This is a genomic window from Thalassospira sp. MCCC 1A02491, from assembly GCF_001613785.1.
Taxonomy (GTDB): domain Bacteria; phylum Pseudomonadota; class Alphaproteobacteria; order Rhodospirillales; family Thalassospiraceae; genus Thalassospira; species Thalassospira povalilytica.
Window position 1 is genome coordinate 36,197 of sequence record NZ_LPVX01000028.1, and the last position, 15,955, is coordinate 52,151.

Consider the following 15,955-nt stretch of genomic DNA (forward strand, 5'->3'; position numbering starts at 1 on the left):
AACTGAAATTTATCTTACTGAGTCTGAACGCAAATCCCGTCTCATCCAATACAAGCAAATGACAATCATTTGCGTTACGGAAAAACTTTCGAGAATGGGGGTCTGCGTAATGCAGGTAATAAAAACCGGCAAAGCCGGATTGGTAAACGGGTTTGGCCATCGTCTGGCACATAGCGTCAGCTTGGTCGCATTGGCTGCGGGTATTGTTGTTGCCGGGGTATCGACGCCTGCAACCGCGCAGCAAAATACAGAAACGCAAAGTGACACATCATCCGCAATCGATTTTTCCATCCCGGCTCAGGACCTTAATCAGGCGCTTTTGACCTTCGCCAATCAGACCAATCTGCAACTCTTTTATGATGTCGATCGGGTTGCCGGATTGCAAAGCACGGCCCTTAACGGCACACACTCCCCTGCCGAGGCATTGAGAATCCTTCTTTCCGGCAGTGGCGTCAGCTATCGCTTTACTGGCAAGAATACGGTTTCCCTTACCAAGCTGGAAACATCAGACAGCAGCGGAGCAAACGTCATTGACCCGGTCTATGTCGAAGCAAACGCCCAGGACTCAGAGGACCTCGCACATGGCTATGTCGCCACGCGAAGCAGTGCAGGTACAAAAACCAGCAAAGCCCTGATTGAAACAGCAAAAAGTATTTCCGTCGTATCAGGCCAGGAAATCGAAGACCGCGCCGTTGCCAGCATCGAAGATGCAGTTGCTTATACCGCCGGGGTAGCAACCAACAATTACGGATATGATCCGCGCTTTGATCAGGTTTATGTTCGTGGCTACCCTGTGCATATTTATGGCGATTACCGTGACGGCCTGCGCCAGATGACAGGCGTCTATGCGACGTTTCGCACCGAACCCTACAGCCTTGAACAGCTTGAAATCGTTAAGGGTCCCACCGCGGCTCTTTACGGGCAATCAACACCGGGTGGCTTGCTCAACAGTGTTACCAAACGCCCCCACCTTGGTGCAAAAAACAATGTCTATGGCCGCGTCACCAACACCGACTCATACGAAGGCGGATTTGATTACAATCTTGGCCTGACAGAAAACGGGACCTGGGCATCACGCTTTGTTGGCATGGCGCGCTTTGGCGAAACCAGCAACGAAATTCAGGATGATCGGCAAATGTTCGCGCCAACAATTCGTTGGCAACCCAACGCGGATACCGATCTGACCATCTATACCCTTTTCCAGCATGACGAAACGGATGCCTCGGCAACCCTTCTGAACCTTAATGGCGCGATCCTTGATTACCGGACCAGTGACGCGGATTACGACTACCAGAAGCAGGATCAGTTCCAAGTCGGCTATGACTTGGCCCATGACCTAAACAACGCGCCTGTCACTTTGGCGCAGAAAGCGCGCTTCGGGTATTTCGATCTTGAGGCACGCTACCTGACCGGCGGCGTGACCGGCGGCGGCTGGAAGAACTCCAATACGGAATACCATCGCGCAGCACAGGCAGTTGAGGAAACCCTCTGGAGCGCGCAGGTCGACAACCAGGTCATCACAACTTTCGAGACCGCCGATGCCAAACACGAAGTCCTGACCGGTCTTGATCTGATGTATTCCAAGTCGGATTACCGTTTCGGTTCAAGCGGTGTACTCAGTGACTACATCTTCTATCTCAATGATCCCAACCGGTCGATTTCCGGCACGACACCAGCCTACACAACATTTGATGACGTAACCTACAATCAATCCGGCATCTATGTTCAGGACCAGATTGAACTTGGCAACTGGCATTTGAATGGTGGTGTGCGGCTTGACTATGCTGAACGCAAACGTATCAGCCGACTGACCAATAAAGGTTCGACCGACTACAACACGGCAACGACCTTTAACCTCAGTGCGCTCTATGCCTTTGATAACGGCATATCGCCTTATGTCAGTTGGGGTACGTCCTTTTTGCCAAGTACCAGTCAGAATTCCGAAGGCAAAATGCTCACCCCGACCGAGGGCGAGCAGTATGAGGCCGGAATCAAATTCGAGCCAGTCGGGTTTGATGGCTTCTTCACGGTTTCCGCCTATCGCCTGACCGAGGACAATGTCGCACGCTATGCTGGCTATAGCGGGTCTATCGGTTCGTACTATGATTCAATCGGCAAACTGGAAACGCGTGGCCTTGAGGTCGAAGGCAGCGCCAATGTAACCGAGAACCTTAGCCTGGTCGGGAACCTTTCCTACAACAATGCCAAAATCGTCAAAGGTTCCTATCGCGGCAATACCCCGCTCGTAACACCGGAAAAAACAGCATCCACTTGGGCAAACTACACCTTCAATGAAGGCCCGCTTGATGGATGGGGCTTTGGTGCCGGTGTTCGCTACACCGACTCAAGCTATGCCAACTATACCAACACGAGCAAGAACAAGCCCTATACGCTGCTTGATGCTGCAATCCGCTATGACTTTGCAGCACTTAGTAACAAGCTTGAAGGCCTGACCCTTGCGATTAACGGCACCAACCTTGCCGATAACGATGCCAGTATCTGTAACAACGGTTACTGCTACCAGATCGAAGGACAGACCATCGCCGCAACTCTGAAATACGACTGGTAACCGAATATTCCGGGGCGCTCGATTGCGCCCCGGACCCAATCTCGCAATCCGCGTTCACCGCGGATTTTCTGCGTTTATCGAGAGCAAATTATGGCCATGGATATATCTGATCGTCCCGCTGTCCTTGGAATGCAAAAGGCCTGCTTTGAAACGGCCCAGGGTGTGACACTCCTTAACAACATATCCGTGACTTTTCGCGCAGGCTGCCTGACGGCGATTGTCGGACATAACGGGTCCGGAAAATCCACCGCACTTAAAATGCTCGCCGGATTGAACAAACCAACAAGCGGGTCTGTCACGCTTGACGGGAATGACGTGGAACAGTTTAGTGCGCGCGAATTTGCCAAAAGCGTTGCCTATCTTGCACAGGACCCGGGGCACGGCGCGGATTATACCGTCGAAGAGTTGATTGCGCTTGGACGTTACCCATGGCATGGACCGTTTGGCCGCCTGCGCGAACATGACAAACAAGCTATTGAACGCGCTATCCTTTTGACTGGACTAGGCCCGCTTCGCAAACGCGCGGTCAACACCCTTTCAGGTGGCGAACGCCAAAGGGCCTGGATCGCGGTTACACTTGCACAGCAAGCCCCCTGTCTTTTGCTTGATGAGCCGATTTCCGCATTGGACCTTTCGCATCAATACGAAATCCTGCTTTTACTCGAACAGCTTTGCAAACAGGATGGCCTTTGCATTATTGCGGTCTTGCATGACATCAATCTGGCATCCCGATTTGCCGATCAGATCGTCGCTCTTAAAGGCGGTCATTTGATTGCAGATGCGCCGCCTTCAACAATCATGCAGTCAGACATGCTTCGCACCATCTTTGGTATGGATATGCTGGTGCATCCCCACCCTGCCCACGGGCACCCGATTGCCCTTGCCAATGTGTGATGGGGACAATTTCAATGCATGAAAACCATCGCGCATACTCCAGGCGGCTTTTTCTCAAGGGCATTACAGGTGCCTACACCTTCGCAACGCTCGCGCCAATTCTGCCTGCAACCTTCGCACATCCTGCTATGGCGAACATTGTCAAACGGTTGGTCATTGCCGATGGGGCAATTGCTGAAACCGCACTTGCCATGGGGATTGTTCCACTGGCCATGGCCGATGTGCCTGGCTATCGCGCCTGGGTTCAGAAGCCGGAAGTTCCGGAAAGCGTCATCAATCTTGGGGCACGCTTTCAACCAAGTCTGGAAAGATTGGCGCAACTTGAGCCTGACCTGATATTGACCAGCAGTTTCTATGCAAACCAGTATGCCAGTCTTTCCGATCTGGCCCCGATTGAGAAAATCGACATTTATGACAGGAAGAAAACACCCTTCCTGAATGCGATGGCAGCGGCACGAAAAATTGCTGACGTTACGGGGCACCCACATGCTGCCGATACACTGATTTCCAATACCCAAAGTCAGATAGATCAGGCGGCCAGCAGGCTGACCACGTCGCGGGCCGGCTCGGTGCTTGTCACCAGCATGCTTTCGCCGCGCCATATGCGCGTCTATGGGCAAAACAGCCTGATGCAGGATGTAATTGATCGACTTCCCATCAAAAATGCCTGGACAGGTCCCACCAATCACTGGGGTTTTGCCACCGTAACAATTGATCAGATCGCGCAATATTCAGGCGCAGCTCTCATCGCGATCGAACCGGTTCCCGACACTGTTGACCGTGCCATTCAATATAGCCCGATCCTTTCGGAGCTCCCCTCCATCAAGCGCTTTGGACTGATCACGATGCCACCAGTTGCAACATTCGGCGGGCTCTATGCCGCCGGGCGGTTTGCGGACCTTCTTGCCAGCAGTCTGACAGCGCAAAGTGCAGATCATGGGGAATTCGCATCATGACAAGCCAAGCCATGCGAAGACACCCCATCCAACTAAATGCGGTTCCGGCTGTGCTGTGCATCCTTTCAGCTGTGTTAACCCTGCTGTCGCTCGACATTGAGGTCGGCAGCTTGAATCCGACCGAAATAATCGACCTTGCCAGCGGATCCGATACGCGATCATTGTTGCTCACTCAGGGCTGGGTCCCCCGCTTTTTGATTGCGCTTGTCGCGGGTGCCGGGCTTGCGATTGCCGGTGGACTGTTTCAGCACACGTTAAAGAACCCCTTGGCATCGCCGTCTACATTGGGGCTTGCGGGCGGCGCAAAGCTGGCGCTGACACTGGTGACCCTTTATGTGCCAGGCGCACTCGTCATTGGTCAGGATACGATCGCACTGTTGGGCGCCCTCTGTGTCGGATTTCTGGTTTTTGCCTTGGCGCGTCGCAGTGGCTTTTCGCCGTTGATCGTCATCCTGACGGGCATGATCATCGCGCTCTATTGCGGGGCAGTGACAACTGCGCTGGCAATCATCCACCATGAATGGCTCAAAAGTCTTTTTATATGGGGAAGTGGCGACCTTACCCAAGACGGTTGGTATATCCTTGAACCACTGACCGTAAAGGTCATGGTGGGCGCCGCAATTGCAGTTACCCTGGCCCGCCCGCTTGAGATGCTTAATCTCAGTGATCATCAGGCAACCGTCCTTGGCGCATCGCCAGCGCGACTGCGACTGCTATGTCTTTTGATCGGGTGTTGGCTAACGGCGACAATTGTTGCCGCAGTTGGCATCATCGGATTTGTCGGGCTGGCCGGTCCGGCCATCACACGTATGCTTGGCATCAGGCGATTACGAACAAAACTTATGATGTCTGCGGTTTTTGGCGCCTTGCTTTTATGTGCCGCAGACCAGGGTGTGCAGGTTTTATCGGGATATATCGGGACACTGGTACCAGCCGGTGCCCTGACGGGTATTCTGGGTGGCCCGCTTTTGATCATCCTGATCCGGCAACTTCGAAGTGACGCACAACCGCCACAAAACACGATCGCCGTCAGCACAGCTGACCGGGGTCACCTTCGAAACCATTTGCTTGTTCTGACTGGTGTGTTCGTGGTGGTGACGGGTGCGATCTTGATCGGTCGTGACGTTCACGGTGACTGGGAACTTCAATGGAATGGCGCGCTTGAAACCGTTTGGCCTTGGCGCGGTCCGCGTATTCTCGGTGCGATGGCAGCCGGGACCATGCTGGCGATTGCGGGTACCGTGCTACAACGCATGACGGCAAACCCGATGGCAAGTCCCGAAAGCCTTGGCGTCAGTGCAGGCGCGGCAATCGGGATGATCGCGGTTGTGTTTTCGATGGATGCCCCAACGGCCTGGCTGCAAATCGCGGGCGCAACGATTGGCGCCTTTATCACCTTGGGGGCGATCTTTGCGCTCACCCGCAAGTCCGGCTATGCACCGGAACGAATTTTGATCGCAGGTATAGCGATTAGCGCATTGTTTGACGGATTTATCGCATTTCTGATGGCCGGTGGTGATCCCCGTGCAACACGCCTGTTGGCATGGAGTTCCGGGTCTACTTACGGCCTTGGATTTGACCGTGCAACGATACTGGCAGGCATCGCGGTTGCCTCCTTGCCCGTCCTGCCAGCCTTTGCCCGTTGGCTTAACCTGTTTCCATTGGGGCCGGTGACAACAAAGTCCCTTGGTGTCGATCTTTCACTCTCGCGCGGGGTGATGTTGCTGTTTGCATCAATCCTTACAGCGGCGGCAACTTTATTGGTCGGCCCCCTAAGCTTTGCGGGTCTGATTGCACCACATCTGGCAAAACTGGCCGGATTGCGTCATGCATTGTCGCATATGATCGGGGCAGCACTGATCGGGGCTGCCTTGATGATCGCTGCTGACTGGCTTGGGCGGATGTTATTCTTCCCCTGGGAAATCCCGGCCGGACTGATGGCGGCCATCATCGCAGGACCAATCATGGTCTGGCTGCTTTTACGCATCGGAAGAGGTGCACCATGATGAACTCGCTTCCCCTCCAGAACGGTTCTGAAAACAACGCTTCTTCTTCCGTCGGCGATGCATCTATCACCCGCGTACTGTCGAATATCAAGACCGACCTGTTTCAGGGTCCCTATCAGGGGCTCGGTGACCGACATCATATTCTGGCCGCGCCAAGCAACGGAATTGACTGCTTCGCACTTCACGATCCTCAATGTCTCGCACCAATTCTTGATCACTATTGCCAGGCAAAATATCCGAATGATGATCGCCGGGCTGCCATTTCGATGTGGTCACAATGGTATTTCGGAATATTTTTATCCCCGCTGCTGGTTATGGCCGCGGCGGGCGAAGTCGTACTCCCATTTCAGCCCGGTTTCGTCAGCCTGAAAACAGATGATAATCAATGCCCTACAGGCTTCGACATTCGAGATTGGCAATTATCTGAAATGAAAGACCAGTCAGTTGCACCTGATCCTTGGACACATCTTGAAAGCCTGATTGACGGCCATCTCGAACCGATGGTTGCGTCACTGGCTGCATCGTCAAAGGTCTCACCAAAAGTGTTCTGGTCAAATATCGGTGTTGTTGTTTCTTACGTTGAGAAACATGTCCTGAAAAACACCCGGATATCGCTTTTGCCATTGATCAGCGATGCCAAGCGACCTGATGGCAATCGAAACCCGATGGCAAATCCATATAGCACCAAACAATCCGAGGATGGCAGTCCCTCAAGACGCGTCTGTTGCCTTCGCTACCTGCTGACATCCGTCGACATTTGCCCTACCTGCCCGCTGGCAAAACTTTAGATGTCCATTAGGTATCCTGCTTTCCTGCGGCATAAATCCGCACTGCAGAATTCCTTACTGAGTCTCTGCGAAAATCCCGTCATATGAACAACGGACGGATCTGATGTGCGTCAGATCCGTCCGAATGACAAATGGTGATCGACCCAGTGGAGAGTGCAAACCACGTCCCAGATTTGCAAGTGACTATTATTTTCACTAACGAGCAAACCAACGGAGACACCTGGAAATGCATCAAGCGAACCAAACTGATCCACTTCCCAAAGGCCAACTTCAACGACTAGCCTTGCTAACCATCGCCAAAAATCAAGAAGGGAAATTGCGACGCGTGGCGCGATCTATCGTAAAATGCCCCCATCTGGCGGATGACATTGTTCAAGATACCTATGCCAAACTGCTTACAGCAAAGATCGATGACGAGGTCACCACACCAAGTGCCTTCATTACGCGAATTACACGAAACATGGCAATCGACAAGGTCCGCCAAATTACGTTCGAACGCACTCTTTTCGCTGACAGTGACCAAACCGAATTTTGTCCGGCTGGAAACGCCAACTGCCCGGAGGCACGCCTAAGTGGTTGCCAAGCCCTACGCATCATTGAAAACGCGTTGAAGGAACTTCCATCGCACGTACGCACTGCATTTTACCGTCACCGCGTGGATGGTTTCGCACAAAACGTCATAGCAAAGGATATCGGCGTCTCCAAAGCATCTGTTTGCGCATATATCCATCAGGCCGATCAGCGATGCCGTCAGGCTCTTCATAATGTAGAACTGACACGTCCGGCATAAGGTTTAGCGATCTGCGGCCTGTTCCCCACGTCGAACAGGCCGCAGATTTCAGTTTGCAATCCCTAGCCCCACGCTTGCACGACGGCACCACCAGCCAGGTCACCACTTCCGGCAACCCAGTCAACAATCGGCGGATTTTGATCGAGATTAAAGACGTTCTTGCCTGTCAGTGCATTTACAATCTTGGCACTTCGCCAAGCCATCAAGCTTAATTGAGGCTCAAATATCCCCAAGTCGATCCTGCCGGCATTTTGAACAAAGATGTTGCGGTCCGAAGGTCCATCCCATTGGGCACGGAAATCCGCATCCAGACGGTACGCACCAGATGCCCCCACTTCCAGACGTGAACGCAGTGGCGCCATGAATTCCGGCAATGTCGTTTCATAACCGGTTGCCAGAATCAGCGCATCCGCATCAAAGAACTCGACATCCTGATTGAGCCCGTTCCGGGCAGCAATCCTCATTGCTTCGCCATCTTGCTGAACCTGAAAGACTTCACGTTGCGGCAGGAGCCGGCCGGCAACATTGCCCTCCTGCAGGTAACGCTGCCGGTATAGCAGTTGATAAATCGACTTGAGCGTCGAAAGCGATGCACCATCACTGGCAAGCTTTTGTCGAGACATCAGATCCTGTTTGCAGGCATCCGGCAAACCTGCGAACACATCGGCATATCCGGGGGTGAAATATTCATTCACAAAAGGAGTATCATCAAGAGGTTCGAAATTGTCGCGCCGCGACAACCAGAGAACTTCTTCAACATCTTTGATGTTGCCACCAAGCAGATACTCCACAAGTTCAGCACCACTCTGCCCCCCGCCAATGACGGCAATTCTCTTGCCGCGCAGCTTTGGCAAATTCGACTTTGCCTGACTTGTGTGGAAGCATTTATGCTTGGGCAACTGGCGCGCCCAGGCCGGAACAAATGCTGGCTTGCCGACACCAATGGCAAGATTGTTCGCGACGTAACTTGTATGATCCGTGCGAACCTTAAAGTCCTGGCCATCGAACGTGACTTCGCGAACTGAACTGTCAAAGGCCAAACCACCCAGATGGTCTGCAACCCATTTCAGATAAGCTGCGAATTCCCGCCTTGGCACAGCAGCGAAATCGGCGTTCATGAAATCAAGCATGCGTTTCTGGGCGACCATGTAAGACAGGAACGACCATTTGCTGGTCGGATTGGTCAGCGTCACCAAATCTTTCAGAAACGACGTCTGAAGCTCGACACCGGGCAGCATCATATCCGGATGCCAGGCAAATTCTGAACGTTGCTCGAGAAAGACTGAAGACACATCCGTAACCCCGTCGAGCTGCGCAGCAAGACTAAGATTGAAAGGACCAATTCCGATCCCGACAAGATCCAATTTATCCATCGTTCAAGTCCTTCTATTTGCCTGAAAACTTAATATCGGCTGGTTGTGCGAAAGCGTTCGTCAAACGTTTGCCAAACCGCTTGTGGAATGCTGGATCACCGATGATGGTCAGATGATCCGTTCCGGGAATATGTTCAGGGGCCTCGGCAAGACGTGAAAGTGACTGCCAATCAATCAGATCAAGTTTTCGACTGACCGTATCGCCGGCAAGCCAAGAAGCAATCGGCACGTCATAGGGCCGAAGTTCGTGACGGCGGAAAACAAGGGCATTATCGATTAACACCCAGAACGTATGTTCGCGCGTGCCAATCCCCGGCCCGTCCGTGGGCAGCCCGAATTCGCTTTTCCCCACAAAATGAACAAACTGCGCATAGGCAAGGTCATCCATCAGCGCCAAAAGCCGTTCCCATTCTTCGCGCATCCTGGTTTTCTGTAACCAGGCCCGAATGCGCCCTTCAATCTCGGCCCGCTGCCCCGGCTGGAATTTTGGCCGTGCGTTCAGATCAAAATCATCGTCCATGTCACAGACATCGACCATCCCGATCACGCGCAAATCGATGTCGTTGCCCAGCATTCGCGCAGCTTCGTATGCAAGCAAACCACCCCAGGACCACCCCAGAAAGGCGCAGGTGCGTCCCTTCGCTTCCCGATAAACCAGCTCTGCATAACGCGAACTGATATCGGTGACCGAAACATCAAGTTCCTGATTGTCTGTAAGCGAGTGGCACATGAAGCCCACAGCGGACTGATCCTCGCCCAGGCTTTTCACCAGCTTCATATATTCGCGCGTGCTGACAAGCAGCCCGGGGAAGCAATAAAGAACCGGCTGATCGGGCTTGCCTTGCTGCAAATGCACGATATCCGCGCCCGGCTTGCAGTCGGGTTCAGACAGCGCCAACAAAAAGCTTCGAATGGTCGGAAAGTTAAAAAAGTCTGTAATTTCAGCGGTACGTTCAGGAAACCGATCACGAACTTTTGCCAATACACGCAGGGCAGTTATCGAATTCCCGCCGATCTCAAAGAAATTATCGGTCACGCCGATTTCATCAAGACCCAGCGCGGATTTCCAAATTTCCAGCAAAGCGGACTCGTCGTCATTGGCTGGCTTGGTTATGGCCCCCTCGCGACGCGGCAGCGGCAATTGTGATTTGTCGACCTTATGATTGGCATTAAGCGGCAACATCGTCATTTCGATGATGTAACCAGGCACCATGGCGCTTGGCAGCAGGTCCTGCAAACGCGCACGAACTGACCGCGTATCAACCGATGCTCCGGAACGCGGCACGACATAGGCAATCAGTTCCAACCGCGAAGCAATTTCAGCCGCGATGACGACACAGTTGGCAACATCATCAAAGCCGCGCAAAACTGTTTCAATTTCTGCCGGTTCGATACGATGTCCACGAATTTTAACCTGATCATCGACCCGTCCGGCAAACTGGATCATGCGATCGGGAAGGAAGCGGCCCAAGTCACCGGTGCGATACATTCGTGCATGATCATTGAGCGCAAAATTATCGTGAATGAACAGATCGGCGGTCTTTTCAGGCAAGTTGTTATAGCCACGCGCAACACAATAGCCGCCAAGATGTATCTCACCGATTTCGCCGGGTGCGACCGCGTTGCCATCCGCATCCAGGATATAGGCCCAACGATCTCCGACCGGTCTTCCGATCGGGGCTGTAACGGTTTCACAAAGCCGGTCCTGATCGACACGCCACAACATGGGTGTCATCACGGTTTCCGTCGGACCGTAACCGTTGATCAGATAACGAGAATTGATGGCCCGCGCAATCCGGTTGAAGGTTTCCTTTGGCATCGCTTCACCGCCAAAGGAACAAAGTGTCAGATCAAGAGTCTGACCTTTCTCGCGAAGCCATCCTGCCAACTCGTGGACATAGCTGGTCGGAAATGAAGCATGGGTCACCCCATGTTTGCGAATGGCGTTAACCGTGTCTTCCGGCGTCCAAAGCAATTGGTCAGGCAACAAAATACTGCCACCTGCCATCAACGGCACGATCCAGCGTTCATGACCGCCATCCGATGAAAATGGAAGAAACGGCAATTCTCGCGAATCTTCATCCATCAGATAGATCGGCCCGGTAGCATTCAGATGGTCAATCAACGGGCCATGATCCACCATGACCCCTTTGGGCTTACCAGTCGAACCGGACGTGTAGATAATATAGGCAAGCTGATCGGCAAGCGGGGCGACGGCAAGGAAATCGGCTTCCGACATGTCAAGCTCATCGACAAGAACAACGTCAAGCACCTGCTGACCAAGAACCGTCAAATCCCTGCCGGTGGTAACAGCATAACGTGCACCGCAATCTTTCAATACGTGCTGATTTCTGGTCTCGGGGTGCTGTGGGTCCACGGGAACAAAGGCCCCGCCCGCCTTCCAGACACCCAGAATGGCGGCAATCGCCGTTGCCGATTTCGGAAGCGCCACAACAACAACATCACCACGCCCGACACCTTTGGCAATCAAGGCGCATGCAATCGCATCTGACGTTTGTTTCAGGCGCTTTCGTGACCAAACCTCATCTGTTGTCAGGATGACCGGGCGGTCGGGATCGTCACTACAAAAACGGTCAATGACTTGATGCGGATATCCCGTCATTCCCCAGGGTTCCACCGCCCATGGCAAACCAACAGCATCGTCTGAAATTGAACGAAATCCGGGCTTTGACATCGGTTCGTTTGATGGGTTTAAGGACGCGGCATTTACCGCCTGAGAACCATTCATGGTCGTCTCCACGTTGGCAAAGCAAGTTTCAAGCATTTGCACCGAAGACGAACCGTCGCGCGCCAAGTTCAGAAGTTTCTGCATCTCGAACCGAAAAAATGCACCTGAACTTCGCATCCCCTCATCCGTCCGGACTACAGCGACTTAACGAACCCAACCGGGTTGGAAACTTCGACATCAGGAGATCCGGACATGAATGTCATTGCATTAGAAACGCCAACTCAAAACTCATCCCGAAAACTGGAAATTCCGCACTTTCAGAACGCGGGAAAATGGCGCTCATCCATCGAGAACGGACATATTCAGCTATGTGGTGAAAGTGAAAATCACGACTTCTATTTCACCCTGTCACCAAACCAGATCATCCTTGATGATGTCGCAAGCCTGACATTGAACGTTCTGGATGCCCAGGGTTTAGCTGCCTTGGGTGAGGCGCTTCTGATTGCGCATCCTTCCCGGTCTGAAATCAAACTTCCCCCGCAACTGGATCCGGAATGGACAGCGAACATGGTTCGCAGCGGTTTGATCTCTCATTCCAATAACGGCCTTGTTGTCAGTTCACGCAATCTCTATCAATTGACGCTGAACTGGTTGGCTCATCCTGAACGCGACCCTCTCCCTTTGAGTTACACGTCAACCAACGGACGTCGTCATCCAGTCCGTCGTCCAAGTGCCTCGCACACACTTTATGCGCGTCACATCCCCTGGATTGACAAAACAATCCGGTTCGAACGCGCGGATATCCGGCGTCATCTCGGGTGCTTCCATAAATGGATGAACGACCCGCGCGTCGATGTCTTCTGGGAAGAATCCGGCTCAGAGGAAAAGCACAAAGCCTTCATCCAAAGCCGACTGGATGACCCCAGAACCGAACCGCTTATTGGTTATTTCAACGATATCCCGTTCGGGTATTTCGAGCTTTACTGGGCACAAGAAGATCGCCTTGGCGAACATTATGATGCAGATGACTTTGATCGCGGCTGGCATGTTGCAATTGGTGAAGAAGCATTTCGCGGCAAGGAATATCTGACCGCATGGCTGCCGTCTCTGATGCATTACATGTTCCTTGATGACCCAAGAACGCAGCGCATTGTTGGCGAACCTGATGCCGGCCACAATCAGCAAATCCGCAACCTTCTGCGTTCGGGCTTTGCCGGCATTAAACAGGTTCGTTTCCCACACAAGACGTCCCTTCTTGTCATGTTGCTGCGCGAACGCTTCTTTGATGACCGGCTGTATGTTCCGGACTTTGTCCGCGATGAGGATGCTTCCTGATGCGAAAGCGTGCTCTTCCGAACCTGAATGATCCGGCGATCATGCGATTGATCCTGCGACTGGCCCTGCCATCTGTGGCAGGGCTTTCGATCAATGCTATCAATCAGGTCGTCGACGCCTTTTTTGTTTCCCAATATGCACTTAGTGCGATGGCGGGGGTAACTTTATCCATTCCTTGTTTCATGCTGGTCGGTGCAATCGGGCACGGATTGGGTTTGACGGCCTCAACCGAAATCGGTCGCGCTCTTGGCAGGGACAATGTCCATGATGCCGCAAGAAGCGCGTCCCTTGCCTTGGCTTTGGCCATTGGCTTTGGTGTTGCCGTTGCCATCCTGATCACATTGTTTAACGGCCCAATTCTGCATCTGCTCGGTGCGCGCAACGAGGTTTTCACCGAAGCTTCCATTTACATGCGAATTCTCGGGGCTTGCTCTGTGTTGGTGCTGTTGCAGATCGTTTGCGATTTCATTGCAATCGGCGAAGGTAACAGTCGGTTTTCGATGTATACCTTGCTCGGATCGTTTGGTCTGAACATGGTGCTGGACCCGATCCTTATCTTCGGATTGGATTTGGGGGTGGCAGGGGCGGCTTGGGCAACGATCATCTCGCAGATCGCGGCCCTTTGTGCGTATGTCTATTACTTCAAAAGACGCCTTGGCCGAATACATCCCGATGCCGGGGCCCTTCGCACACTTTCTTGGCGCAAAGCCCTAATACCATTTGGCAAGCTTGGCATTCCAGCCAGTACAACCACCATTCTGGCATCAATATGCTTTGCCGTTCTGATGCAGGCCGCCACCACGCATGGCAACGAAGAAGAACTGGCTGGATTGGCCATCTCGTTACGTATTGTGCTTCTTGCCATTCTTCCGATCATCGGCTTTTGCCTGGGTGCGCAACCGATCCTGAGCTACGCTGCGGGTGCAGGTAATCAGGCACGGTTTGAAGCCGTGTTTAAGGGCATCCTTCTCTATTGCGCGGGCTTTTCGATGACCTGCGCAGTTATTGCCTTCCTGTTCGGGGACTGGTTGATTGCGGCCTTCGTCAGCAAAGCGGAATTGATCACCTTTGGTGCGCATCTGCTCGATATCCTTGCCATACAAATCGCGTTCGTTGGCATTTATCAACCAATGGTATCGCGGTTTCAGGCTGCTCACAATGCGCGGCGCGCAGCCATCGTCAGCATGGCACCACAGGGCTACATTCAAATACCGCTAGCTCTATTTTTGCCCATGGCATTTGGCTTGGACGGAATTGTCATGGCACCTGCGCTTGCGGCCGGCCTGACGGCACTCCTTGCTGTTTCTCTGACGTTTTCTGATCGCAAAACAATCTTGATCAAGGAGCTTTCATAATGAACGAGCTACCTTCAAAGCCACTTTCGCTGCAAGACCACGAGCCCCGGCATCACGGCGCATTTGATCCCAACTACGAGCGCCACTTCCGGGCGGTTTCCCAGCCGATCTATCAAACGTCATTATTTGCATTTCGCGACTTTGACGACATGGCGAATGCCTATGCCGGAAATCCTGGTGGTCCCATCTATGCGCGTGGTGACAACCCCACCGTAATGGCATTTGAACGGGAAATTGCAAGATTGGAAAACACCGAAGCATCCCGCGCCTTTGCAAGCGGGATGGGGGCAATCAGTGCAACTGTCATGGCACTTGTCGAACCGGGAGACCGGATCGTTACCGTTCACAATGTCTATTCCGATGCATATCGACTTTTTGAAACCATGCTCAGACCAATGGGGGTCGCCATCGATTATGTCGATGGCACCAAGACAGATGCCGTAATTGACGCCATTTCAGGTGCAAAACTATTGTTCCTTGAAAGCCCGACGTCTCTGACATTTGAGCTCCAGGACCTGGAAAACCTGGCCCAAGCTGCAAAGCAGAAAAACGCGATCACCGTTATCGACAACTCGTGGGCCACACCGGTTTTTCAGCGCCCGGCAGACCACGGTATCGATCTTGTCATCCATGCCGCATCGAAATTCCTGTCTGGTCACAGCGACACGGTAGCCGGCGTCGTCACCGGGCGAAAGGACCTGATCAATAAAATCAACGGTTCAACCTTCCCCTATCTCGGCGGAAAACTCGGTCCGTTTGAAGCATGGCTTTTGCTCCGCGGCCTCGACACACTTGAGCTGCGCATGCAACGACACGCTCAAACCGGCGAGTATTTGGCCACAAGCCTGACCCAGCACCCTAAGGTTTCCCAAGTGCTCTATACCGGGTTCAGTGACCATTCCGGGAAACGCACATTACATGGCCATTCGAGCCTGTTTTCCATCATTCTTGATAAGACGGTCGACATTCGGAATTTCAGCAACGCCCTTCGAACATTCAGGTTAGGCGTAAGTTGGGGGGGACCTGAAAGTCTGGTCGTTCCCGCGGCGGCTGTACTGCACCAGAAATATGAAATCAGTGCGTTTCGTCATTTCCAGCTGGATCCGCAACTTGTGCGCATTTACTGCGGGCTGGAAAACCCGTCTGACCTTCTCGCAGATTTAAAACAGGCAATCGATGCCGGGGTAACCAGTTAAGGCC

At 53.0% G+C, this 15,955-nt stretch carries 11 protein-coding genes; 9 read left to right on the forward strand and 2 right to left on the reverse strand.

The features are described 5' to 3' along the window. The first annotated feature begins 109 nt into the window (after window positions 1–109). The 6 genes from AUQ42_RS09220 (at window position 110) to AUQ42_RS09245 (ending at window position 8,003) form a co-directional block, all read left to right on the forward strand. The gene (locus AUQ42_RS09220; RefSeq protein WP_068518796.1) at window positions 110–2,569 is read left to right on the forward strand and encodes a TonB-dependent siderophore receptor; all 2,460 of its coding nucleotides are present in this window, start codon (window positions 110–112) and stop codon (window positions 2,567–2,569) included. A 96-nt stretch (window positions 2,570–2,665) separates the two neighbouring features. Further along, window positions 2,666–3,463 (forward strand): ABC transporter ATP-binding protein, encoded by a 798-nt coding sequence (locus AUQ42_RS09225; protein ID WP_068518877.1) that lies wholly within the window; start codon window positions 2,666–2,668, stop codon window positions 3,461–3,463. A gap of 128 nt (window positions 3,464–3,591) precedes the next feature. Continuing rightward, complete coding sequence (locus AUQ42_RS09230) at window positions 3,592–4,419, forward strand: ABC transporter substrate-binding protein (protein ID WP_068518797.1); 828 nt, start codon at window positions 3,592–3,594, stop codon at window positions 4,417–4,419. An 11-nt stretch (window positions 4,420–4,430) separates the two neighbouring features. Continuing rightward, window positions 4,431–6,425 carry a Fe(3+)-hydroxamate ABC transporter permease FhuB gene (gene fhuB, locus AUQ42_RS09235; protein ID WP_231856730.1) on the forward strand — a complete coding sequence of 665 codons (1,995 nt, stop codon included), beginning with the start codon at window positions 4,431–4,433 and terminating at the stop codon, window positions 6,423–6,425. After that, window positions 6,422–7,213: a siderophore-iron reductase FhuF gene (gene fhuF, locus AUQ42_RS09240; RefSeq protein ID WP_068518799.1), complete on the forward strand. Its 792-nt coding sequence runs from the start codon at window positions 6,422–6,424 to the stop codon at window positions 7,211–7,213. The genes fhuB and fhuF overlap by 4 nt, the downstream gene beginning before the upstream one ends. A 226-nt stretch (window positions 7,214–7,439) precedes the next feature. Further along, window positions 7,440–8,003 carry a sigma-70 family RNA polymerase sigma factor gene (locus AUQ42_RS09245; RefSeq protein WP_068518800.1) on the forward strand — a complete coding sequence of 188 codons (564 nt, stop codon included), beginning with the start codon at window positions 7,440–7,442 and terminating at the stop codon, window positions 8,001–8,003. 62 nt (window positions 8,004–8,065) lie between these two features. Here AUQ42_RS09245 and AUQ42_RS09250 read toward each other — a convergent pair whose 3' ends face one another. Both AUQ42_RS09250 and AUQ42_RS09255 read right to left on the reverse strand, forming a co-directional pair. Beyond that, window positions 8,066–9,376 (reverse strand): lysine N(6)-hydroxylase/L-ornithine N(5)-oxygenase family protein, encoded by a 1,311-nt coding sequence (locus tag AUQ42_RS09250; protein WP_068518801.1) that lies wholly within the window; start codon window positions 9,374–9,376, stop codon window positions 8,066–8,068. A 13-nt stretch (window positions 9,377–9,389) separates the two neighbouring features. Beyond that, the gene (locus AUQ42_RS09255) at window positions 9,390–11,999 is read right to left on the reverse strand and encodes an amino acid adenylation domain-containing protein (protein ID WP_197460820.1); all 2,610 of its coding nucleotides are present in this window, start codon (window positions 11,997–11,999) and stop codon (window positions 9,390–9,392) included. 318 nt (window positions 12,000–12,317) lie between these two features. Between AUQ42_RS09255 and AUQ42_RS09260 the strand changes: the two genes are divergently transcribed. Genes AUQ42_RS09260 through AUQ42_RS09270 form a run of 3 tightly spaced genes read left to right on the forward strand, consistent with a single transcriptional unit; the run spans window position 12,318 to window position 15,951 of the window. Beyond that, complete coding sequence (locus AUQ42_RS09260; protein WP_068518803.1) at window positions 12,318–13,400, forward strand: GNAT family N-acetyltransferase; 1,083 nt, start codon at window positions 12,318–12,320, stop codon at window positions 13,398–13,400. Next, window positions 13,400–14,755: an MATE family efflux transporter gene (locus tag AUQ42_RS09265; RefSeq protein WP_068518804.1), complete on the forward strand. Its 1,356-nt coding sequence runs from the start codon at window positions 13,400–13,402 to the stop codon at window positions 14,753–14,755. Before AUQ42_RS09260 ends, AUQ42_RS09265 begins: the two co-directional genes overlap by 1 nt. Continuing rightward, a complete protein-coding gene (locus AUQ42_RS09270; protein WP_068518805.1) occupies window positions 14,755–15,951 on the forward strand; it encodes an aminotransferase class I/II-fold pyridoxal phosphate-dependent enzyme in 1,197 nt (398 codons plus the stop codon). Before AUQ42_RS09265 ends, AUQ42_RS09270 begins: the two co-directional genes overlap by 1 nt. Window positions 15,952–15,955: the final 4 nt, after the last annotated feature.